The sequence below is a fragment of the Micromonospora sp. NPDC049366 genome (genome assembly GCF_044466625.1).
Taxonomy (GTDB): Bacteria; Actinomycetota; Actinomycetes; order Mycobacteriales; family Micromonosporaceae; genus Micromonospora.
Genome location: NZ_JBITMV010000017.1, coordinates 142,154 through 163,576 on the forward strand (window position 1 = coordinate 142,154; position 21,423 = coordinate 163,576).

A 21,423-nucleotide genomic window follows, 5' to 3' on the forward strand; every position below is an offset into this window, starting at 1 on the left:
GCGCGAGCGGGGGACGGGGTCAGACGGGTGGGAGGCCCAGGGAGTGGTCGACGCGGCCGAGGACGGTGGCGTCGTCGTCGGCGCCGACGCCCCGGAGCAGGTCGATCGCGGTCGCCCGGACCTGCCCGATGATCATGACGAGGGGCAGGCTCTGACCGGGCGTGAAGAGCTGGCCCGCCGTGTGCACCGCCGCGAGCGCCGCCTCGTCGGCCCGTACGGCGTGCTCGTCGGCGGTCTCGTCGCGCCCCTCCAGGTCGGCGGCGAGCGCCTCGCCGGCGGCGCGTACCGCCTCGGCCAGGGACCGCAACGCCGTCCCGAGATCGGGTGGCGCCGGCGCCGGCAGCCGGCTGAGGGTGACCCCGGCGCGGGCCAGCACCCGGACGTTGCGGACGGCGTAGTCGATCTGGCGGATCGAGGTGTCCACCGAGCGCAGCCGACCCATGTGTCGGCGTCGGCGCAGGTTCAGCCAGAGCGCCTCACCGGCGGCGAGAACGCCCTCGCGCAGTCGGTCCACCCGGGCGTCCATGCCCCGCGCTCGTTCCAGGGCGGCCATCGCGGCGGGCTCGTCGTGCCGGTCCAGGGCGTCGGCGATGCCGGTGAGGACCGCGGCCAGGTCACCGAAGGTCGCCCGGACCTCGGCGACCAGCGGAGCCAGCGGGCGCCGCGCGTCGACCAGTTGGCTGACGGCGAGCGCGACCGCCCCGCCGATCAGCGCGTCGACGAACCGGAACGGCACCAGCGACTCGGTGGGCGGCGCGACCGCCACCAGGTAGAGCGCGGAGACCGCCGCCTGCACCAGGCTCACGCCCGTCGCGCCGACCGCCGCGGCGAGGGTGACGGTGAGCAGGATGACGGTGAAGACCGTCCAGGTGGTGCCCGGGCCGAGGGCCTGGATCACCAGGTCCGCCACGAGCACCCCGGCGGCCACCCCGAGGACCACCTCGACGGCGCGACGCAGCCGCTGCCCGCGTGCCTGCCCCAGGACGATCAGCACGGCGGCCGAGGCGAAGAAGGGCTGCGGGTGCCCGACCACGCTCCTGGCGAGCACCCACGCGACGGTGGCGGCCAGGGTCGCCTCCAGCACCAACTGCCAGCCGTGCCGCAGCCGTCCGGCGGCCACCCGGGGCCAGCTCCACCGGCTCATGCCCACGCCTCCTCGCCCGACAGGTCCGCCACCGTTGATCGTCTCCCATCGACGGACGGGCACCCGCGTCGGGCCGTTCCCCGCCCCGGGCGGCTCGGCGGTGACGCCGGCGGCACCCGGCCGGTCGGCCAACCGGCGGCGGTCAGCCGGGCACGCGCAGCACCTCCGACGGTCTGTCGCCGACAGCGGACGGACGGGCAGACAGGCAGACGGGCAGACGGGCAGACGGGCGGGCGGACGGACGGACGAGCCGCCGGGCGGGTCGACCGTCCCGGACGGGCGTGCCGGTCGACCCTGGCGGTGGCGCGCCGGCGCGGGTGGACTCGGGGTGTACGCGGACACGGGAGGGTCGACATGCGGCACGTCTCGCAGCGCTACCGGCTGACTCGCTGGCTGTACCGGGGCGGCCGGCCGAACCGGTTGGCGCGACTGATGAACCGGATCTCCGCGGCGCACTTCGCCAGCGGCGTGTTCGTACCCCGAAACTGGGTGACCCTGGAGGTGACCGGGCGGCGCAGCGGTCGGGTGGTCTCCCTCCCGTTGGTGCTCGCCCAGCACCAGGGTGCGCGCTACCTCGTGGCGATGCTCGGCCGGGACACCAACTGGGTCCGCAACGTGCGTGCGGCCGGTGGTCGTGCCGTGCTGCGGCACGGTCGCCGGGAGTCGGTCCGGCTCAGCGAGGTCCCGGTCGCCGACCGCGCCCCGGTGCTGCGCCGTTACCTGGATCTGGCCCCGGGGGCCCGGCCGCACGTACCGGTGGGGCGTCACCCGTCGCTGGCCGAGATCGCCCGGATCGCCGACCGGTACCCGGTCTTCCGCGTCGACCCGGAGCCGGCGGACCATCCCCGCACGGGTTGACGGGACGGACAACCACTCCGATGCGTCCACGGCGGTCGCGGCCTGCTCTGCGGTAACCGAGCCGCACCGCGCGCATGTGACACCCCGCTTCGGGGGCGACCCGGAGGGTGAAGATCGGCTATAAGTGACGCATGGATTTCCCGCCGTACCTGGCCACCATGCCGATGCACGCGATCACCGAGATTCACGGCGAGGCGGGGCTGCTGGAACGGTTCCGGCTGGAGGTCCTGTCCTTCGACGAGCCGGACCGGGAACGGTTGACGGCGGCGCTGGACCTCGCCGCCGACCTGCACCGTGACGACCGGCGGGTCCGCGAGCCGTACCTGAACCACCTGCTGCGGGTCGCGATCCGGATGATGCACCACTACCAGGTGCGCGACGTGGACGTGATCGTCGCCGGGCTGCTGCACGACGCGGTGGAGGACCACCCGGCGGAGCTGGCCGGCACGCCGGCCGGGAACGGCGACCAGACCGCCGCCGCCCTGGCCGTGCTGACCGACCGTTTCGGCGGGCGCGTCGCCCGCCTGGTCGCCGCGGTCACCAATCCGCCGTACGACCCGGCGCGGGACCGCAACGAGCAGTACCGCGAGCACGTGGCCGCGAGCCTGGACCGGGAGCCGTGGGCGCGGGTGATCAAGGTGTCGGACTTCACCGACAACGGGGTGGGCGTGATCCACACCGTCGGGCCGAAGGTGGAGTCGTCGGCCCGCAAGTACCGGCCGCTGGTGCCGGTCTTCCGGGAGCTGGTCACCCGGCCGGACACGCCGCTGTCCGCGCCGGTGAAGCGGCACATCCTGGCCCAGCTCGATCTCGCCGAGGAGCGGTTCGCGGCGATCCTGGACCAACCCGCCCACCGCCACTGATCCGACCCGCGGCCGGGCCGCTCGGACGCGACCGGCTGCGCCGGGCCCGTCTCCGGGCCAGCGGTCACCCGGGACCGCCGTCGCGCGGGACCGCCGTGGCGCGGGACCGCCGTCGGCGGCCTTCCGGGTCACCTTCTCCCCGGGCCGCCGTCGACGTCGGGCGCGTCGGCGTACAGGCCGTCGCGCAGGAGTCGTTCCAGCCACGGCGTCGGCGCCACACCGAGTTCCCGGCGCAGGTCGGCGCGGAACAGCTCGAACCGTCGTACCGCCTCGTGGATGTTGCGTTCGGCCAGGTGGACGGCGATCAGCGCCCGGGTGGCGCTCTCCCGCAGCGGCTCCAACTGCACGGCGGTGAGCGCCACCTGGGTCGCCTCGCTGAACCGGCCCTGGGTGGTGAGGAGCGCGGCGAGCGCCTCCAGGGCGTACAGCCGCGTCTGGCGCAGCCGTTCCCGTTCGGCGAGGACCCAGTCGTCGTACCAGCCGGGCAGCAGCTCGCCGGTGGCCAGCGGGAGGCCGCCCGAGGTGGCCGGCGCGCCGGCGAGGATCACCGCGGAGGCGGCCACCAGCGCCGCGACGTCGCTGCTGACTCCGTCGGCGAGGGTGAGCCGGTCGTCCTCCACCACCAGGGGGTCCGGGGTCAGCCGGTGCAGCCGCCACAGCATCGTGCGCAGGTTGGCCCGGGCACGCTCCTCGTGCGAGCCGGGCCAGAGGGTGCCGGCCGCCTCGGCCCGCTCGCACCGCTGGCGTACGCCGAGGAAGGCCAGCAGCCGGCGGGCGCCGTGCGGGACGGCCACGGTGCGGCCGTCGCGTTCCAGGTGGAAACCGCCGAGCAGCCGCAGCGCGTACCGTGGCCGGGGCGCCGGGGCGTCCGGTCCGGGACCGGTCTCCCCGTCCGACACCGGCGGCCCGACCTGCCGATCCACCTGTCGCACCAGCATCCGTGCGCCTCCGCACCCGAGAGCACCTTGGGAGTTCCACGGTCGGACGCGGAGGCAGGTCGCGCCAGCGCTGTGTCGCGACACCGACCCAGGTGGCGGCCGGTGCTCCACCGTTCACCGGATCGCCGGGTGGCCGTTCAGCGCAGCTTGGTCAGCGTCCGGGCGTACCCGGTCCACTCGGCCACGTCGCCGGCGTCGGCCCGGATCTGCGCCTCCTTCATGATCGCCAGCACCTGCTCGGGCTTGGCGTCGGCGAGCTTGCCGAGGGTGCCGATGCCGCTGCGGGCCAGCGCCGCCCGCGCCTTGGTCGGTACGCTGCCGAGCGCGGCGATGTCCGCGTCGGCGACGTTCTCGATCTCGGCCTCGATGCCGAGCGCGGCGGAGATCGCCGCCTGCGCGCCGATCGTGGTGCGGACGATGACGGCCTCCCGCTCGCCGATCTCGCTGATCATCGCCTCGATGCTCGGGTAGCTGCTCTCGGCGGGGAGCACCTTGAGCACGTCGCGGACGCTGCGCCCGTCGGCGAGCTCGTCGTCGCCGAAGAGCCGCAGGAACTCGTCGAGCTTGACCTCGCGGGGGAAGCGTTCCCGCACGTCGGGGTGCTCGACGACGTACCGGTCGACATGCGCGCCGCCGCGCAGCTTCGGCCCGGCGACGACGTCCACGCCGAGGGCCTCCACGGCGGGCAGGATGATCGTGCCGGCCTTCGTCTGCCAGATGCTGACCTTCTTGTCGAGGAACATCGTGGTGCCCATGTAGCGGCCGTAGTCGAGCGCGGCCACGTAGTTGGGGATCTTGTCGATGATCAGCGGGCCGCCGTCGATCTTCTGCTCGTGGACGGCCGCGTTGAGCCGGTTCAGCTCGGCCCGGATCTCGTCGAGCAGCCGGCGCAGGCTGGCCCGCATGGCGGCCAGGCAGGTGAACGCCTTGGCGAGGTCGGTGCCGAGGTGGTCCAGGTCGTGCTCGATGCGGTGGAAGCGCTCGTTGAAGCCCAGCTCCCCCGGCGTCTGACCGGCCTGCACCACGTCCTCGCCGTCGATCCAGTCGGCGTGCGCGAAGGTGCGCACGAACGGCGCCGGGGCGCAGCCGGGCTCCACCGCGGGGAACGGCTCGGCGTAGCTGAAGACGCGCTTCGCGCTGCCGACGTTCTCGTAGATCCAGGAGGAGACCATGACGCTGGCGTCGGAGGGGAGGACCCCGCCCTTGATGAACGCGTCGTACAGCTCCCGGACGGTCACCCCGTCGTAGTTGATCTCGTTCGCCATGGTGTCCCTCTCAGAGCTGGTCGTACACGCCGCGGTGCCGGCGCTGGGCGAAGGTGCGGAAGGTCCGGGCCACCGACGGACGCAGGGGCTCGGCGACGCCGTCGCCGTCGAGGTCGACGTGGTCCCGGCGGATGTGCCAGGTGTTGATCTCGACGCCGAGCGGGCAGACCCGGGTGAGCACGTTCATCAGCCGTTCGTACTGGGCGAGGGTGAGGGTCGCCTCGGCGGGCAGCTCCACCCGGAACTCGTACGGGTCGGTCAGGCCGGTACGCATGTAGGAGAGCGCCACCACGGCGAGCAGCCCCGCGTGGGTGGGGCGCAGGGCGGTACGCGAACCGACGGCCTTGATCTCCCCGGTGCCACCGCCGAGCCCGACGGTGTACCAGCGGAAACCGGTGGCCCGCCGCTCGGAGAGGTTCAGCCCGGCCTGGGGCAGCCCGATGACGCTGCACACCAGCAGCACCCGGTTGCCGGCGTCGACCAGCGGCAGCACCGAGGCGAGTTGGTTGTCGCGCAGCAGCCCGACCAGCCGGGCCAGCCGCTGCGCCGCCGCCGGCTGGCCGGCGACCAGGGCGGTGGAGAGCGCGGCGGGCAGCTCGACGGTCTCCACCAGCTCGTCCGGCACGCGGTTGAGGGCGGCCACCACCGGCGCCGGGTCGGCCACCACGGGCAGGCCGGCGGCGGCGAGCGCCTGGTGCACCGGCGCGGACGCGGGCCGGGCCGGCACCCCGGCCCAGCGGGTGCGCGCCGTCGCGTCGGGCAACGGGTCCCAGGCCGCCTCCCCGCCGGCGGTCCACGCGGTGCCGGCCCGGGCCAGCCCGTCGAGCAGCAACGCGTTGCCGCCCGGGTCGCCGGGGGCGTGGAAGTGCGCCTCGACCGGCTGGGTGGCGCCCACGGCCACGGTGTCCGGCGCGGTCACCACGAGCCCCCGGGTCGGCAGGTGCGACAGGTAGACGCGGGTGGTGCTCACCCGGTGGGCGGTCAGCACCCCGCAGGCGCGCCACAGCCAGGCGAGCACGCCGTCCTGGCCGACGGTCGGCACGTCGGCGGCCCGCGCCGCGCTGATCGCCGCCTCCGCGGCCGCGTCGTCGGTGGGCGTCCGGGCGGCGTCGAGCACCCGGTTGCGCAGGTCGTTGGCCTGGGCCGGGGTGGGCACCGTGACGTCGACGCCGAGGCCCAGCTCGTAGCGGCTGCCGCCGGTGGCGTCCTGGGCCCGGACCACCTGCCACACCAGCGATGCGCCGAGCGCCCGGCAGACCCGCCCGGCCCGGTCGAGAGCCTGGGCCAGCGGCGGCGCGATGCCGTGTCCGCTGTCGAAGGCGTACGACTGGCGCAGGCTGGCCCGCAGCGCGGTGACCTCGGCGAGCCGGCTCGCCGGCAGCGCGCGGGCGGCGTGGACGGTGTTGTTCGGCGGGGTGTTGGCGGGCAGCACCAGCCGGTCCCGGCGCAGCTGGGCGAGGAAATTGGCGCGGTGCTGCGGATCGCCGGCGGCGACCAGCCGGATCGCCACGGCGAACTGGTCGTCGGTCTCCCGGACGGTGAAGCGGGCGCCGCCGGCCAGGTCGGCGAAGAGCCCGGCGTTCGGGTCGGTGTCGGCGCCGGGCCCGTTGAGCAGCCGGCGCACCGCGCCCGGGGTGGGCAGCAGGAACCGGCGGTGCAGGCCGAGCCGCAGGGCGTACGCGGCGTCCGGCTCGACGGCGGGCGGCGGCAGGCGGCGCGCGTACACCTCGCCGGTGGCCGGCTCGTGCACCAGCTCGTCGACGAAGCGGGCCACCCCGACGTCGGCGCCGAGCCGGTCCAGCGCGTCCCGCCGGGCGTGGGCGAGGGTGCGGTAGGCGTGCACCTCGCGGGCGGCCCGGCGCAGCCGGTGCTTCTCGTACGCGGTCAGGTAGACCAGCCGGCCCAGGTTGCCCTCGACCACGGCCAGCTCGACCAGCGCGGCCCGGGCGTCGCCGGTGACCGGCGACGCGGCGGCGCCGTCCACCGACCGCTCGACCGCGACGGCCACGGTGAAGGGCGCGACCAGCGGCTCGGCGGCGGTGTCCGGCACGTACGCCGGCACCGAGGCGCCGGCCGCCGACCAGGGCGCGAAGACCGCCGGTGGGAGGGCCTGCTCGTCGGCGTCGCCGGGGTCCACGGTGATCCGGACGGTGACGGTCTCCTCGGCCAGGTCACGGCGGAGCACCACGGTCAGCAGCGGGTGCCGGCTGGTCCAGTCCACGGCGGCGGTTCCGGCTCCGGTCACCGGCACCACCACCCGGCGCACGGTGCCCGGGTACGGCCCGGCGAGCTGGTCGACGAGGTTCCGTTCGACGGACGGGTCGGCGCCGTCCACGGGCACCCGCAGGTCGGTCATCTGCCCTCCCCGTTCAGACGATCCGGAACGGCCGGGGGTCGTCCCGGTCGACGTAGACGGGCACCTGGTTGGCGGCGAGTACGGCGTTGGCGCCGACGGCGAGGCGCTGCACCCCGTCGCCGGTGGGCGGGGTGGCCGTGGTCAGCGACGCCGACTCGGCCGGGAAGCGGACCAGCCGCAGGTCCCGTACGTCGGCGACGCCGGGCTCGTTCATCAGCGTCCAGATCACCTCGGCGACCCGGACGGGCTCGCCGAAGGGCAGCTCGTCGACGTAGCGGCGCAGCCGGGCGTGCAGCCGGGCTCGTAGCTCGGCGGCGGCGGTGGAGGTGTTCACGGTCTCCCGGGAGCCGGTGGGCAGGGGCAGGCCCCGGATGACCAGGTCGGCCTCCACGCCGATGCCGACCTCCTCGGCCCGGTCGACGGAGGCGAAGATGCCGACCGGTCGGAGGTCCTCGATGACCGACTCGACGGCCGCCTGGAGGCCGTCGGGCCCGTCCCAGATGGCGGCGGCGGTCGGCGCGACGAGCACCGTGACGTAGTACGGGTTGCCCAGGTCGCGTTGGCTGCTGAAGACCCGCTCGATGAAGTTGACGTTGCCGAAGATGGTCTGGTTGATGTCCAGCCCGCCGCGCCCGTCGAAGACCTGCACCTGGCGTACGCCGGGGACGGTGGCCACCGCCAGCCCGATCGCGTCGGCGGTCCAGATGGAGCGGGGCGCGGCGAGCAGCAGTTGGCGGTAGCGGGCGTCGGAGACCTGTTCCTCACCGCCGGTGAGCCGGCCGTTGTGGACGATCTCGACCAGCTCGGCGCCGGCGGCCTGCTCGGCGTCGTCGAGGTCGGCGAGGAGCGTGTCGGCGCGGTTCCACCGGTCGATCTTCTGGCTGGGCTGGGCGGGGTCGAGGTTGTGCGCGGGGCCCGGGTAGAAGGCGGCGACGGCCGGCTCGCGCTCGGGCACGGCGGCGGTGAGCACGACCGTCTCGTCCAGGGCGACGTGGTGGCCGCCGGGGGTGGCGAGGCGGGCGCCCCGGGGCAGGGTCAGCTGCGGGTGGCCGCTGGGCAGGGCCGTCTTCAGTTTGAGCTTCACGGTGCCCCGGGCCTGGCGGTGGGGGCGGGCGATGCCCAGCTCCTCGCCGAGGCGGGTGAGCGCGTCGCCGGTCGCGGAGACGACGTACGAGTTGTCGTAGACCGCGCCGATGGCGGCCCACAGGCGGGCGTCCTCCAGCGCGCTCAGCTCCAGCACCCGGCGCAGCACCGCACCGCTGGTCAGGTCGACGTCCTCGCCGAAGAGCAGCCGGGCGGTGGCGAGCTTCTCGGCGAGCAACCGGGCGAAGGACTTCGGCACGAAGCCGGTCGTGACGACGCCGAAGCCGGTGGAACCGGTGGAGCGCAGCGCGGCGGCGTCCACGGCCAGCACGTCGGCCAGTTCGGCGGGGAGGGTGGGTTCAGACACTGGGCAGCTCCCCCAGGTGGACCGCGAGCCGGTCGTCGGTGATGGTTTCGAACTGGACCTGCACGTCGAGGGTGCGCGAGGCGCGCAGCGCGGCGGCGTTGGCGTCGTCGGAGCCGAGCCGCCCGTCGTCGAGCTTGACGTCGACGATGCGGCGGACCCGGGGGTCGCGGTCGAGCAGCGCGATCACCGCGATCCGCACCTGCTCGCGGACGAGGATCGGTTCCACGCCGTCGGCGAGGGCGTTGAGCCCGTCGAAGCCGAACGTGGCGTCGAAGACGTGCGAGCCGCGCAGCGTGGTGAGCGCGACCGCGAGGTCCTGCGCCACGTTGCCGGTGCCGGACACCAGGGCGAGGACCCGGCCGTCGGGGCCGTCCTCGAAGGTGATGTCGCGGGCCACGTCGAGCCCGGGCAGGGTGGGGTCGAAGGCGAGCCCCCAGCCGAGGTAGCGGCGCTGCGCGGCGGCGCGTTCCCGCTCGGTGCGGTCCATGTCAGACCGCCTTCAGCTTGCTCTGGCCGGCGGTGGCCGACAGGCCGGAGGTGGTGCCGTCGGTGCCGCCGGAGAGCGTGTCGAGGGCGACGCCGACGTTGCCGACCTTCAGCTTGCCGGCCGCGCCGCTGGCCGACACGACGCTGGTGCACTGCTTGGTGGAGTTGCTGGTGGCGACGGTGCAGCCGCTCACCGGTCTGCCGGTGATCCCGTCGGGGCGGGCGACCGGCCGGTTGGCGACCCGCAGCTTCGACTGCCCGGCCGGGCTGACCGCGCCCTGGCTGGGGCAGCGCACGCTGCTCGACGTGGCGAGCACGAAACCCATCCCCGACCTCCTCAGTGGACGTTCATGGCGTTGCTGACCTGCACGTCGACGTCGTCGGCGGCGATGTTGACGGTGCCGCCGCTGATGTTCACCGCGCCGTTGCCGGCGTCCAGGTCGATCTGCGTGGCGGTGATGACGACCGAGCCGTCCTGTCTCATCACGATCGAGGAGCCGCCCGCGGCGTGCTCGATGGTGATGCTGTCCGCCTCGTCGGCGCGGGCCGGTCGCTGGCCCCGGCCGCGCAGCTGCGCCCGGCCCACCCGTACGGTCAGCTCGCCCAGCTCGATGACCCGATTGCCGTCGCCGTCGGTGAGGTCGTGGGTGACCTTGCCGTCGTGGTCGGCGGGGACCACGGTGTCCTCGACGGAGGAGCGCCGGTTGGTGGCGACGCCGACCGGCAGGGTGAGCCAGAAGTCGCCGGGCTCGGAGACCGGGGCGTGCCCGGCGGGCCAGAGCGCGCCGATCTCCACCGGGTCGTCGGGTGCGCCGTTGCGATAGGCCAGGGCCACCCGGGTGCCCGGGTAGCGGGGCAGGATCAGGCCGCAGCCACCCCACGCGAACGGGGTCAGGTAGGTGACCCCGGGCAGCGGCGCGGGCTGCTCCCGGCGCACCGGCAGCCGGCGGGCCGCGTTGGGGCGGCCGTCGGGGCGGACCAGCCCCTCCCAGACGGTCTCGGTCTGGGCCGGTGGCTCGACCGCGCCGGAGGCGTTGGTCGCCACCGCCCGCACCTCGCCGATCTCCAGCCCGCGTGACTCGCCGCGGGCGAGCCGGGCGGCCCGGCGGACCGCCTCGGCGGCGGCGACCCCGGGCGAGGCGGCCGGCGTCGCGGGTTCCGCGGCCGCGGCGCCGGAGGCGTCGCTCCAGCTGTCCCACGCCTGCGCCGGGGAGGCGATCTCGACGCCGCCGACGACGGTCACGAACCCGGCGGTACGCGACAGGGTGTGCCGCGCCGAGCTGACGTAGAGCAGCTTCGCCGTGTCGCCCAGCTCACCGGTCGACGGCGCGAAGGGTGCGGCGAACGAGCCGAGCAGCGCCGCGCCCACGCTGCCCAGCGTGGTCGCCTCCGCCTGCGGCGGCGGGTCGAAGCGGACCACGTCGCCGGGTTTGAGGTCGGGGCGGCCCTTGAGGGTGAGCGTCCACGCGGTGCGGCGCGGCCGTGGTGTGCCGCCGGTCTCGGTGGCCGCGTACGGGTCGGCGTCCTGCTCGCCGTTCTCGGCGCACTCCAGCAGTCCGGTGGCGAGGGTGAGCGGCTTCGGTTCGCCCTCCGGGTAGGGGATCGGGCGTCTGCCGACGTGCACGGTGCCGTCGCGGATGAGCAGCATGCCCCGCCCGTACGCGTTGAGGGACTGCTGGAGCGCGTTGCCGAGCCGTTCCAGCGCCGCGGTGTAGAGCAGCCCGGCGCCGAAGGTCACCCGCTCGTCGCCCGCCGCCTCGGTCGCGCCCCGGGTCATGGTGCCGTCCGGGTCGGCCTGCCAGCCCGTGACCTCCACCCGGGTCCGGTCGGCGATGGCGCGCAGCGCGGCGGTGAAGGTGGCCGCCTCGAACCGTTCGGCGACCCGCTGCCCGAGCCGCGCGTACGCCTGCTCGACGAGGGTCAGCTCGGTGTCGTAGGTGCGTTCGCCGGTGATCCGGCGCAGCTTGGTCACCCGCAGCACGGCGACCAGCGCCTGGGTCAGCTCGGCCGGTGACGGGCCGGCGTTGGCGCCGACCAGGTTGGTGAGGTAGCCGCCGACGGAGGTGTTGGCGTCGCGCCAGTACAGGTGCAGCTTCGCCACCAGCGGCGGCTGCCCGTCGGCGGTGCGCAGCAGGGCGTAGTGCTCGTCGGTGAGCCCCTGAATCGTGATCTTGTAGGCTCCGGGGCCGAGCCCCTCGGGCAGCGCGGCGTCGATCGCGGCGTAGTAATCGGCGCTGGAGAGCGTGACCGTCGGGTCCGGGCTGAGCCCGGTGGGGGTCTCCCGGTGGAAGGTCAGCGTCCAGCCGGCGTCGTTGCCGACCGCGCCCTGGTGGGCCTGGGCGCTCTGGAACGGCGTGAGCGTCATCGCAGCACCCTCCGCAGCTTCTTGTCGAGCAGGTAGCGGTAGCGCAGCCGGCCCGGGCCGAGCTCGGACTCGACCCGCTGGGCGGGCGGGCGGCGACGCCACACGAACTCGTGGATCGGCGGCGGGCCGAACGCGTCGACCGCCCGGTCGGCGGGCCGCCAGGCGACGGCCAGGTGGGAGCCGTAGTCGCCGGAGCCGCGGACCGTGCCGGCGCGCAGCTCCCAGCCGAGCACCAGCAGCTCGACGACCGGGGTCGCCGCGGCGACGCCGGCCCCGTCGGGCGTCGCGGGACCGCTGTCCGGGCAGACCCGGCGCAGCCCGGCGGCGAGCGGCACCGACCCGAGGATCCGGGTGCCGTGGCGCACGACCAGCCGCAGCGGCGCCCGGCCGACCAGCGCCGGTGACGGCGGCGCGGCCGGCGGGGCGGGACGCGGCGCCAACTCGTCGGCCGAGGTGGAGACCACCGCGAGGGGGTCGGTGTCCTGCCACTGCCGGGCCAGGCCGGTGGGCAGGATCAGCACCGCGTGCAGGCCGGCGCCGAGGTCGACGCGGTGCGGCAGCCCGGCGGTGAGCTGCTGGCGTACCTCGGTGAAGCCGGCCGGCACCTCGATCGGCGCCTCCGGCAGCAGGTACCGGTCGATCGGGAACGGTGGCATCAGTTCCCCAACCCGTCGGCGAGCGCGCCGACCCCGATGCTGGCCACGTCGAGCAGCTTGCCGAGCAGGCTGGGACGGGGCACGTGGACGAGGGTGATGGTGGTGTCCAGGACGTCCCGGCGGGCCGCCGAGGCGCTGAAGGTCAGCGACTGCACCTGCATGTCGGTGCGGATCGTCATCGACGTGACGAGGATGAGCCCGCCGAACTTCCCGCCCGAGTACGCGGCCAGCGCGGTGCCCCGTTTGCTCGCCTCGGCCATCGTCTCCAGGGCGAACTTCCAGGCGTAGCGTTCGGCGCCGACGAGCACCCCGGTCAGCGTGATCGTGTCGTCGTGGGTGGCGACGATCGCCTTGTGCGCGGTCGAGCCGATCGGCGGCAGGTGGTAGGTCTGGGCCAGGGAGATGGCGGTGACCGCCCAGAGCGGGATGGGCAACACGCCGTCGCTGAGGATCGCCGACGGCACCGTGCCGTAGCGCAGGAAGCTGCTGGTGATGGCCATCCTCAACGACCTCCGGTCGGGGGCAGCGGCACGGGGGCGCGGGTGGGCTCGTACCGCAGGCCCAGGTCGCGCAGCGCCTGGGTGATCTCGCGGACCTCGCCGGCCGCGCTGGTGACCCGCAGCCGCAGCCGCTGGTCGGTCAGGGCCTGAGTGATCCGTGCCGGGCGGGTGGCCGCCGAGCCGGTGCGGTTGATCCGGTCGATCTCGGCGGCGGCGTTCTCCATCCGGGTGACGGCGTCGATGATGCGCGGGTCGGGCACGAAACCCGGGTCGTCGCGTTGCAGCCGGGCCAGGGCGTCACGGAAGTCACCGGCGTCGCGGCGCAGGTTGGTGACCAGGTTGTCGGTGAGCGCGCTGACGCCGGAGACGCTGGTGGCCCGGTGCGACTTGTCGTCGACCAGCCACACCCAGCCGTCGTGGCCGATGCCGACCAGGTCGGTGCCGGAGACCTTGACGTTCGCGTCCGGTCCCTTGAGGAACAGCTCGATGCTGCTCAGCGAGAAGGCCGCGCTGTACTCGCCGAGCACCCCCCGGCCGTAGGTGACCATGTCGTGCCGCAGGTACGCCCGGAAGCCGGGGCCGTCGTCGGCGCGTCCGCCCCGGTCGCGGAACCGCTGCCAGAGGGTCGCCAGCGCCTCCGGGTTGTGCAGGGCCAGCTGTTGGGTCAGCCACACGTCCCCGCCGGCGACGACCGCGCGCAGGTCCGGGTCGACGATCCGCGCGAGGGCCTCCGCCAGCCGGGCGTCGCTGACCTGCAGGCCGCGGTTGCGGGCCCGCCCCAGGTCGTCGAGGGCGGTCCGCAGCCGGGTCAGCTCGTCGGGGGTGAGCCGCCCGCCGAGCCGGGTCTCCAGCGTGGCGACCGCCGACCGTTTGCTCGCCTCGCCCTCGGCGGCCACCGCCTGCCACAGCGCCCGCGGCTCCAGCTCGGCGGCGCGGCGCAGGGCGGCCTGCCGGTCCGCCGGCAGGGCCCGGAACGCGTCGGCGACGGCGACGGTCGGCTCGGCGTGCCGGCCGCCCGCGCCGCCGTCGGCCTCGAACTCGCGCAGCAGCGAGTCGGCGTACGCGCCGGCGTCGTCGGCCAGCCGCAGCGGCGCGTCGCCGACGATGCCGTCGCGGGGGCGGCTCAGCTCCCGCATCTCCGTGCTGAGCTGGTCGAAGTACTCCCCCAGCGTCTCCACGCGCACCCCGTCGGGCAGGGTGCCGCCCTCCAGCACGTGGTCGAGGATCGCGGCGATGTTCTCCCGCAGCACGGCGATGCGCTCCAGTCGGGTCACCGCGTTGCCCAGGTGCAGGTCGCCGACGTCGTCGACGATGCGCCGGATGAGGTGTTCCAGCAGCCGCCGGGCGCGGGCGTCGCCGGCCTCGCTGTGCCCGGCGACGGTACGCACGAAGCGGCGCAGGCGCGGGTTGGCGTCGGCGGCGGCGTGCACGGCGGCGGCGTCCAGGAAGCGGCCGGCCCGGAACCGGCGGGGCGGGGTCACGGCCGCACCACCGGCGCGCGAGGGGTGCCGCCGCTCGCGCCGCCGGGCGGCGAGTCGAGCACCATGAGGATGAACCGGGCGCCCTCCGGGCCGCCGACGGCGCCGCGCAGCATCGCCTCCCGTTCCACGTACGCGAGGATCGGCTCCATCAGCTTCTGCACCACCCGCTCCAACACCTCGTTGATCAGGATTTCGGTGATGAACGCCTGGAGCAGGTCCCGGGAGGCCGCCTCGATGATCTGCCGGGTGACCCGGCGCACCACGTAGCCGCGGGCGGCGCGCAGTCCGGCGCGCAGCCCGTACCGCACGGCGATCCGGCCGCCGCGCACCACCGCGCCGCCGATGGTGCCGACCTCCGGGACCAGCGACAGCGCCAGGCCGAGGTACGCGGCGAAGAGCTCCACCTCCACCTCGGCGCGGGTCAGCACGAGCTCGGGGTCGATCAGCGCCCCGTAGAGCCGTTCCCGCTGGTGGGCGTGGATCACGTCACCGACGGCGACGGCCACGCCCACGGCGAAGCCCAGCGGCGGGCAGAGCACCGACAGGGCGATGATCCCGATGGTCAGCGCGAACGCGGACAGCGCCTGGCGGCCCAGCTCGCCGCTGAACAGGTCGTCGACGCCGAGCGTGTAGTAGGCGTTGCCGCCGAAGAACTCGCCGATCTGCTGGTGGGTGACCAGGTGGATGCCCTGCAGGGCGTACCGGCCACCGGGGAGGGTCGCCGACGGGATGTGCTCGCTGATCCGGCTGGAACGGAACGCGAAACCGGCGTCGCCGCGCGCCCGCTCCAGCATCTCGGCGTTGTTGCGCTGCATGTCGTGCAGCACCCGCCACAGCTCGGTGCGGATCGCGGTGCGGTCACCCGCGAAGCGGGCCAGCACGTCGGGCAGGTCCTTGATCTGCTTGACCAGCGGGTCGATGCCCTCGGCCTCGCCCCGCTGGATGACCAGCGCCTCCTCGATCTCGGCGACGGTCCACAGCACACCGTGCGAGTCCCGGACGCGGGCCACCCCGTCCCGCTCGACGATCTCGCCGGCGGCGCCGGGGCTGGTGAAGGACGCCTCGGCGGCGAGGAACGCGCCGGCGAGCGAGTGCGCGGCGCCGTACCAGGCGGTGGACGGGTTGACCACGCTGGCGGTGGCGAGCGTCCCCCCGCCGGCGCTGGTCTGGTGGAGCACCGTCCGGGCCGTCTCGTGCCGGCGCAGCCGGTCCCGCAGGCCCTGTAGCTCGGCGTAGTCGGTCAGCTGGGAGACGATGAGTCGCTCGAAGATCGGCGCGTACCGGGCGAAGTTGGTGATCCGGGCCTGGATGCCCTGGCGTGAGGTCAGCAGCAGCTGCACCAGCATCGCCTTGTTGCCGATCACGAAGATCGTGCCGACGGCGTCCTTCATCGCCGGGGTGAACTCGTGCAGGAAGTGCAGGCTCCACGACGACGGGTTCTCGATCCAGCCGCCGCGGATCCGGGCCCAGTGCTCCGGCTGCCGGTACAGCTCCATGATCCGTTTTGCGAGGTGGTCGAGGCGGGGCACCACCCCGGCCAGGTGACGCAGGAACTGGATGGCGGGTGAGGCGACCGGCCGGAAGTCCAGCGGCCCGAGCCCGCCGGTGCCCTCCGGGACGGGCCGGCTGAAGCCCTCCCGCTCCGCGGTGCCGACGAGCACGCCGACCGCGGCGGCCCGGGCGCGCAGCACGGCGGCGGCCTGGAGGCAGAAGGTGGCCGGATAGCGGCAGGGCTTCGTCATCTGCAGGCGGAACGCGATCTCGTCCATCAGCCGGCGCAGCTCGTCGGCGTCGGCGCCGAGCGCGTCCACCTCGGGCTCACCGTTGCACGACCCGCAGGCCGGGATCTCGGCGCGGGCCCCGGTCACCAGGGGGAATCGGCTGCCCTCGGTGCCGTCCGGGGCGGCCGGAGCGCTCGGGTCGAACACGAATCCGCCCCGCTGGGCGGCGCCCGTACCGTCGCCGGTGCCGCCCGCGGTGCCCGTACCGTCGCGGGCGCCGGTGGCCGTGCCGGTCCCGCCGGCACCGGTACCACCGCCGCCGGTGGCTCCGCCGCCGCTGCGGCCGCCGCCGGAGCCGGTGCCGCCGCCCGGGCCCGCGCCGGTGCCGTCGTCGACGCTGCCGCCGGGCGGGGCGTTCGGGTCCGGTGGCGTGGCCGGCCGGTGCTCCACGGTGATCGGCAGCAGGTTGGCCCGGCCCGTCCAGTGCAGCGTGGCGTCGGTGGCCTCGGTGCTGACCAGCAGCAGCGAGGTGCCGCCCACCCGGACGACGATCAGGCTGGTGGGCGTCGCGCCGCCCAGGGAGGTGAGGATCCCGTCGACCCGCCGGTTCACCTCGGCCGCGACGGCCCGCTCCACCTGCGCCGCGTACTCGTCGACGCTGGTGGTCTCGCCGCGCGGCTGCGCCCGCCGCAGCCGGACCCGGATGTCGTCGCCGATCTCCTCCTCCACCATGGACACCAGGGCGCCCCGGTCGGCGACGGGCCGCCGGTCGACGGTGCCGGGCTGCGGGCTGGGCGTCCGCGGCTCGATCTCGAAGTGCGGCGTCGGGGTGGGCCGGTAGACCGTCTCACCGAACCGGTCGAAGGTGAGGAACGACAGCGGCGTGGTGGTCACCATGACCAGCCACACCTGCCCTCCGCCCGGTTCGACCACCCGGGCGATGACACCCTGCGGCGTGCCGGACGGTAGGCCGCCGTGCTGCCGGACCGCCTCGCGCGCCAGCTCGGCGAAGTGGTCGACGAGGAACGTCACCGGCCGCAGCAGCCACCGGTGGGTGACCGGCGGCGGCTCGTCGCCGTCGACCGGCAGCTCGGTGCCCGCACCGGCGTCGTCGTAGGACGGCACCCGGTAGACGGCGAGCAGGTGCCGCATCCGGGCCGGGTCGAACAGCTCCGCCGCCGGCCGGCTCAGCGGCACGGCGACGCCGGGCGGGAGGCCCGGGTCGAGTCCCGCCCCGGCCACCACCTCGGTCACCCGTTGGCGCAGCCGCGCCTCGAACGCCCGGCGCGCGGCCGGGCCGATCCGGTCGCGGTCCGCCCCGGTCCACGCGAACGTCGGCGCCTCGGTCCGCACCTCCAGGTAGCCGCCGCGCGGCGCGACGACCTCCCGCCGGGACCGCTCCAGCGCGCGGGCCAGCGCGGCAGCGAGGGCCTCGGTGACCTGCTCGGGTCGGCCGGTCACCGAGCCGGCGTCGAGCCGGATCCGCACCGGCACGTGCACCGAGATCGCCATGGCTACGCCCGCCCGTCCAGGTGCTCGGCGAGCCGGGCGAGCGCCAGGTCGGCGAGCGCGTCGGCGTCGACCGCGCCACCGGCCGCGACCACCTCGATCTCCACCGGGAAGTGGTACGCGATGACCGCGCGATCGTCCTCGGCCACCTGCTCGGCCTCCGCCTCGCTGCCCGCGGCGGGCAGGACCAGTTCGCCGGCGTGCACCAGCGCCAGTCCGGTCCGGGTGACCCGGGCGGCGCGGCCGGTGGTCGACATGGGCACCTCCGTGAGGGCGGGGACGGTTCGGTGGTCGGCCGGCGGTTACGGCAACGCGGACGCGTCGCCGGTCTTCGGGTCGACGGCGGCGGCCAGGCTGAACCCGCTGAACGTGGCCGCGGGCGCGCCGGAGATCGTTGCGGTGGTCGGCGTCGCGCTGGTGATCAGGCAGTCGCGCAGCACGAACGACGAGAAGGACCAGTCGTCGCCGGTGTGCTCCAGCAGCGCGATGTCGAACAGCTCCCCGTCGAGGGCCAGCTTGGTGAGCCGGCCGGCGACGTCGCCGATGGCCTTCACCGTCATCGTGAAGTTCATCGCGACGGGGGCGTGGATCACCCCCAGGTGGGTCACCTCGCACGAGTGCAGGGCCTCGACGTTCAGCGAGAAGGACGGGCTGAACGAGTCGATGGGGCTGATCAGCACGGTCTCGCTGCCCTTGGTGTACTGCACCGCGAGGCGGGTCTTCCACTCCATGGTCTGGTTCCTCCGGTCAGAACTTGGTCACGAGGGTGACCAGCAGGCGGCTCACGGCCGGGCCGTAGGTGACGGTGACGACCAGGTCGACGGTCCGGTCGGCCCGGGCGGCGGTGACGATCGAGGTGTCGGTGGGGGTCCGCGCGGCCTCGGGGATGGTGAGGATGTCCAGGACCGGGATCTCGATCCGGTAGTCGTCGATCACCGCCTGCCGCTTCAGCGGCCCGAGGATCCCGTCGACCTGCGTCTTGAGCAGGGTCATTCCCGGCTTGGTGATCCGGGCGTCGCCGACCAGGCCGATGAGCCCGGCACGCAGCATCGACTCGATCTGGTCGGTGGTGCGCTGCTGGTCGAGGTAGAGCACGCTCGCGTCCGAGGTGAACAGCCGCCCGTCGGCGAAGTGCAGGCTCTCCCCGGTGATCAGGCTCGGGTCGATGATCGGCGTGAGGTTCGCCTCGGAGAGGCCCTTGATCTCCGCCGGGCTGTACTGCTTCGCCACCGGGATGGTCACGCCCCGGATCTTCTTCAGCACGATGCTGTGGTGCACCGGCAGCCCGGCGACGGCCGCCATCGCCGCGGTCGCCGCGTCGCCGTCCGCACCCCGGGCGGCGATCATCATCATCCGGCTGGTGCTGCTCTTGAGCGGGTTCACGGCGGTGGTGATGTCGGTGACGTAGGTCGGGCTCTTCTCGGTGGCCGGGTTGACCATCGCGAACCCGATGCGCCGCTGACCGGCCGCGGAGAGGGTCTCCACGTGGGCCTTGAGGGCGTGCAGCCCGGTGGGTGGGTTGGCCCCGGCCGCCGCGCCGACGCCGCTCTCGTTGGCCAGCGACACCATGGTCACGTCGTCGGCGGCCTCCAGGCCGCTGAGCGCGGCGGCGTAGTCGTCGCCGGCCACCTTGACCCCGTACACCTTGGCCGGCCGCGGGTCCTGGAGGAAGGCCAGCTCCAGCGAGTTGTAGAGGGCGTTGCGCACCACGTTGCCGGCCTGCCGGCGGGCGAAGTTGGTGACCGCGTCGTCAAGCGTCTCGATCCGTACCGGGGTGTTGGCCGGGGCGGCGCCGCCGTCGGCCGTGGCGGGCGCCTTGCCGACCACGGCGATGACGCCCGGGGAGCGCTGGGCCAGCGGGGCCGGTGGCGGCACGATCCTGACCTCGATGAACGGGAAAGCTGCTGTCGGTGCCACGGGTCCTCCCGTACGGAAGCTGCTGCTGCGGTCGTTGGGTGAGTGCCGGCGCCAGTCAGGTCACGGCGGCCAGCCCGATCCCTTCCCGGGCGAGCCACTGGCCGGCCCGGGCGAACCGGGCGGCCCGGCGTTGCGCGTCGCTGCCGGTGTCGCCACCGGGCCAGTCGTCGTCGTCGAACGTCTCGGCGGGGACCACCCACACGGCGACGATGCGGTGCCGCCGGCGGACGTCCTCCGGCGCGGCCACGTCCAGCCCGAGCTCCTCGGCCCGGGCCCGCACGAGGCGGCTCTCCACCAGCAGGTCGGCCAGCGAGAAACCCTTGTCCCGGACGAGCACCGCGGCGGCGAACGGCAACGGGCGCGGGGTGGGCGCGGCGGCCGGCGGGGCCGCGTACCGCAGCCGGACGGTGGCACCGGCGGCCTGCCCGCGCATCCGGACCACCAGGTCGGAGACGTCGACGGCGCCGACCCCCACGAGCAACCGGTCGAGGTGCGCGTCGGTGAACGCGGCCGGTTGGTGCAGGCCGGCGCGGAGCCGGCCGACCAGCCGGGTTCGCCGCTCCGCCTCCAGCTGCGCCGGGTCGGTCGGCAAACTCCCGAGGTCGGCCTCGATCTCCGGGTCGACGTCGAACGAGGGTACGGCCACGTCCAGGTCCTCGACCCGGTCCCGCGCCGGGGTCGTGCGCACCACCAGGCTGCCCCGCCACAACGCGTCGATGCGCAACGGCGCCGGCCCCACCCCGTGCAGCCGCATCCGCAGCTCGGTACGCGCCGTCCCGGCGGCGTCCATCCACTCCCCCTCGGCCAGCGCGACCGGCGCGGCGGCGAAGCCGAGCGTCAGCTCGTCGAAGACGGCCGCGTACGGCGGACCGACCGGCATCGCCTCCGTGTCGTACGCCGCCTCGACCAGATGGGCCAGCGACGCGTCGTCGAAGACCGCCGCCCGGGTGCCCGGGTCGGCGAGCCGGACCAGCACCCCGTCGACGAAGTCCATCGCGCCCGTCGCCTCCCCCGCCGCACCGCGCCGGGGCCTGACGCCCGGCTGCGAGGGAAGGATCGCGAACCGCCCGTCACGCGACCGTCACCACGACCGTCACACGAGCCCTCCGCGGGCCGGATGTCGGAAACCGCACAGCCAGCCCCGCACCCGGCCCACCCCGCCCGGCCCGGCCCGACGAGTCCCTGGACGCGACCCGACGCGGGCAGCGCGACGCGGGCCCGGCACGGCGTGGCCCGACGCGGGCCCGGCGGCGAGGTGATGGGCGCGGGCGTGAACGGGACCCAGGCCCGGACGGGACCCAGGCCCGGACGGGTCGCAGGCCCGGACGGGTCGCGGCCCAGGGCGACCCAAGGCCCAGGGACAACCTGTCGACCTGCCCCAGAAATGGGGCGCTGAGTAGCGCGGCGGCCGGCGGCGGGCCGTGCTGCGAATCAGGCCCCGGACCCGGGCGGTGCGCCACGGCGGGAGATGCAACAGATTAGGCGAGGAGGGGCGGCGCACCAGGCGACAGATCCGGGCGGCAGACGAGGCGACAGGGCATTGCGGCCGACTTGGCGGCGCACCAAACGACAGACTCGAGCGACAGACCAGGCAACCCCAGGCGGGGGACCATACGCCGAGCCGGGAGGCGCACCGAGCAGACAGCGTCCCGGCGGTGGATGGCGGGGCCGAGTGGTCGGCGGTCGGCCGTCAGTGCTCTGCCGTCGCTGATCGGTGGACGGCCGTCAGTGGTCAGTGGTCGGCCTTCGATCCACGGCCGTCGCTGGTCAGCCGTCGCTGATCGCCCGCCGATGTCGGCCGGCCAGCCCGTCGGTGGCCGATGGCCCGCGGTCGCCGGTCGGTGGCCAATAGCCCGCGGTCGCCGGCCGGTGGCCAATAGCCCGCGGTCGCCGGTCGGTGGTCGGTGGTCGCCC

At 74.9% G+C, this 21,423-nt stretch carries 18 protein-coding genes; 2 read left to right on the forward strand and 16 right to left on the reverse strand.

Annotation, left to right across the window (positions count from 1 at the left end):
* Positions 1-19: 19 nt before the first annotated feature.
* Entirely contained in the window at positions 20-1,144 is a 1,125-nt protein-coding gene (locus tag ACIBTV_RS23825; protein WP_396708189.1) for an aromatic acid exporter family protein, read from the reverse strand.
* 354 nt (positions 1,145-1,498) lie between these two features.
* Here ACIBTV_RS23825 and ACIBTV_RS23830 point away from each other — a divergent pair, with 354 nt between their 5' ends.
* Complete coding sequence (locus tag ACIBTV_RS23830) at positions 1,499-2,002, forward strand: nitroreductase/quinone reductase family protein (RefSeq protein WP_396708191.1); 504 nt, start codon at positions 1,499-1,501, stop codon at positions 2,000-2,002.
* Positions 2,003-2,133: 131 nt separating this feature from the next.
* Positions 2,134-2,865: an HD domain-containing protein gene (locus ACIBTV_RS23835; RefSeq protein ID WP_396708193.1), complete on the forward strand. Its 732-nt coding sequence runs from the start codon at positions 2,134-2,136 to the stop codon at positions 2,863-2,865.
* Between the two features lie 128 nt (positions 2,866-2,993).
* Here ACIBTV_RS23835 and ACIBTV_RS23840 read toward each other — a convergent pair whose 3' ends face one another.
* The 15 genes from ACIBTV_RS23840 to ACIBTV_RS23910 all read right to left on the reverse strand — a co-directional run bounded on the left by ACIBTV_RS23840 (position 2,994) and on the right by ACIBTV_RS23910 (position 20,503).
* Positions 2,994-3,803 carry a BTAD domain-containing putative transcriptional regulator gene (locus tag ACIBTV_RS23840; protein WP_396708195.1) on the reverse strand — a complete coding sequence of 270 codons (810 nt, stop codon included), beginning with the start codon at positions 3,801-3,803 and terminating at the stop codon, positions 2,994-2,996.
* A gap of 137 nt (positions 3,804-3,940) precedes the next feature.
* A complete protein-coding gene (locus ACIBTV_RS23845) occupies positions 3,941-5,068 on the reverse strand; it encodes a hypothetical protein (RefSeq protein ID WP_396708197.1) in 1,128 nt (375 codons plus the stop codon).
* Between the two features lie 10 nt (positions 5,069-5,078).
* Complete coding sequence (locus ACIBTV_RS23850; RefSeq protein WP_396708199.1) at positions 5,079-7,424, reverse strand: hypothetical protein; 2,346 nt, start codon at positions 7,422-7,424, stop codon at positions 5,079-5,081.
* A 13-nt stretch (positions 7,425-7,437) separates the two neighbouring features.
* Positions 7,438-8,874: a baseplate J/gp47 family protein gene (locus ACIBTV_RS23855; RefSeq protein ID WP_396708201.1), complete on the reverse strand. Its 1,437-nt coding sequence runs from the start codon at positions 8,872-8,874 to the stop codon at positions 7,438-7,440.
* A complete protein-coding gene (locus tag ACIBTV_RS23860) occupies positions 8,867-9,361 on the reverse strand; it encodes a hypothetical protein (protein WP_396708203.1) in 495 nt (164 codons plus the stop codon). The genes ACIBTV_RS23855 and ACIBTV_RS23860 overlap by 8 nt, the downstream gene beginning before the upstream one ends.
* A gap of 1 nt (position 9,362) precedes the next feature.
* Complete coding sequence (locus ACIBTV_RS23865; protein WP_396708205.1) at positions 9,363-9,686, reverse strand: hypothetical protein; 324 nt, start codon at positions 9,684-9,686, stop codon at positions 9,363-9,365.
* 11 nt (positions 9,687-9,697) lie between these two features.
* A complete protein-coding gene (locus ACIBTV_RS23870; RefSeq protein ID WP_396708207.1) occupies positions 9,698-11,725 on the reverse strand; it encodes a hypothetical protein in 2,028 nt (675 codons plus the stop codon).
* On the reverse strand, positions 11,722-12,381 hold the full coding sequence (locus ACIBTV_RS23875) for a hypothetical protein (RefSeq protein WP_396708209.1): 660 nt from the start codon (positions 12,379-12,381) through the stop codon (positions 11,722-11,724). Before ACIBTV_RS23875 ends, ACIBTV_RS23870 begins: the two co-directional genes overlap by 4 nt.
* Positions 12,381-12,881 carry a hypothetical protein gene (locus tag ACIBTV_RS23880; protein WP_396708211.1) on the reverse strand — a complete coding sequence of 167 codons (501 nt, stop codon included), beginning with the start codon at positions 12,879-12,881 and terminating at the stop codon, positions 12,381-12,383. Before ACIBTV_RS23880 ends, ACIBTV_RS23875 begins: the two co-directional genes overlap by 1 nt.
* A 2-nt stretch (positions 12,882-12,883) precedes the next feature.
* Positions 12,884-14,362 (reverse strand): hypothetical protein, encoded by a 1,479-nt coding sequence (locus tag ACIBTV_RS23885; protein WP_396708212.1) that lies wholly within the window; start codon positions 14,360-14,362, stop codon positions 12,884-12,886.
* Positions 14,359-17,595 (reverse strand): hypothetical protein, encoded by a 3,237-nt coding sequence (locus tag ACIBTV_RS23890; RefSeq protein ID WP_396708214.1) that lies wholly within the window; start codon positions 17,593-17,595, stop codon positions 14,359-14,361. The genes ACIBTV_RS23885 and ACIBTV_RS23890 overlap by 4 nt, the downstream gene beginning before the upstream one ends.
* Positions 17,596-17,597: 2 nt before the next feature.
* Positions 17,598-17,849 (reverse strand): hypothetical protein, encoded by a 252-nt coding sequence (locus ACIBTV_RS23895; protein ID WP_396708216.1) that lies wholly within the window; start codon positions 17,847-17,849, stop codon positions 17,598-17,600.
* A gap of 45 nt (positions 17,850-17,894) precedes the next feature.
* The gene (locus ACIBTV_RS23900) at positions 17,895-18,323 is read right to left on the reverse strand and encodes a hypothetical protein (RefSeq protein ID WP_396708218.1); all 429 of its coding nucleotides are present in this window, start codon (positions 18,321-18,323) and stop codon (positions 17,895-17,897) included.
* 16 nt (positions 18,324-18,339) lie between these two features.
* A complete protein-coding gene (locus ACIBTV_RS23905; RefSeq protein WP_396708219.1) occupies positions 18,340-19,509 on the reverse strand; it encodes a hypothetical protein in 1,170 nt (389 codons plus the stop codon).
* A 55-nt stretch (positions 19,510-19,564) separates the two neighbouring features.
* On the reverse strand, positions 19,565-20,503 hold the full coding sequence (locus ACIBTV_RS23910; RefSeq protein WP_396708221.1) for a hypothetical protein: 939 nt from the start codon (positions 20,501-20,503) through the stop codon (positions 19,565-19,567).
* Positions 20,504-21,423 lie beyond the last annotated feature (920 nt).

Excerpts from the sequence above, each read along its gene's own strand:
- ACIBTV_RS23830 (WP_396708191.1), top strand. The coding sequence starts at position 1,499 with ATGCGGCACGTCTCGCAGCGCTACCGGCTGACTCGCTGGCTGTACCGG.
- ACIBTV_RS23895 (WP_396708216.1), bottom strand. The coding sequence starts at position 17,849 with ATGTCGACCACCGGCCGCGCCGCCCGGGTCACCCGGACCGGACTGGCG.
- ACIBTV_RS23900 (WP_396708218.1), bottom strand. The coding sequence starts at position 18,323 with ATGGAGTGGAAGACCCGCCTCGCGGTGCAGTACACCAAGGGCAGCGAG.
- ACIBTV_RS23910 (WP_396708221.1), bottom strand. The coding sequence starts at position 20,503 with ATGGACTTCGTCGACGGGGTGCTGGTCCGGCTCGCCGACCCGGGCACC.
- ACIBTV_RS23825 (WP_396708189.1), bottom strand. The coding sequence starts at position 1,144 with ATGAGCCGGTGGAGCTGGCCCCGGGTGGCCGCCGGACGGCTGCGGCAC.
- ACIBTV_RS23850 (WP_396708199.1), bottom strand. The coding sequence starts at position 7,424 with ATGACCGACCTGCGGGTGCCCGTGGACGGCGCCGACCCGTCCGTCGAA.
- ACIBTV_RS23840 (WP_396708195.1), bottom strand. The coding sequence starts at position 3,803 with ATGCTGGTGCGACAGGTGGATCGGCAGGTCGGGCCGCCGGTGTCGGAC.
- ACIBTV_RS23870 (WP_396708207.1), bottom strand. The coding sequence starts at position 11,725 with ATGACGCTCACGCCGTTCCAGAGCGCCCAGGCCCACCAGGGCGCGGTC.
- ACIBTV_RS23875 (WP_396708209.1), bottom strand. The coding sequence starts at position 12,381 with ATGCCACCGTTCCCGATCGACCGGTACCTGCTGCCGGAGGCGCCGATC.
- ACIBTV_RS23865 (WP_396708205.1), bottom strand. The coding sequence starts at position 9,686 with ATGGGTTTCGTGCTCGCCACGTCGAGCAGCGTGCGCTGCCCCAGCCAG.
- ACIBTV_RS23890 (WP_396708214.1), bottom strand. The coding sequence starts at position 17,595 with ATGGCGATCTCGGTGCACGTGCCGGTGCGGATCCGGCTCGACGCCGGC.
- ACIBTV_RS23860 (WP_396708203.1), bottom strand. The coding sequence starts at position 9,361 with ATGGACCGCACCGAGCGGGAACGCGCCGCCGCGCAGCGCCGCTACCTC.
- ACIBTV_RS23880 (WP_396708211.1), bottom strand. The coding sequence starts at position 12,881 with ATGGCCATCACCAGCAGCTTCCTGCGCTACGGCACGGTGCCGTCGGCG.
- ACIBTV_RS23845 (WP_396708197.1), bottom strand. The coding sequence starts at position 5,068 with ATGGCGAACGAGATCAACTACGACGGGGTGACCGTCCGGGAGCTGTAC.
- ACIBTV_RS23835 (WP_396708193.1), top strand. The coding sequence starts at position 2,134 with ATGGATTTCCCGCCGTACCTGGCCACCATGCCGATGCACGCGATCACC.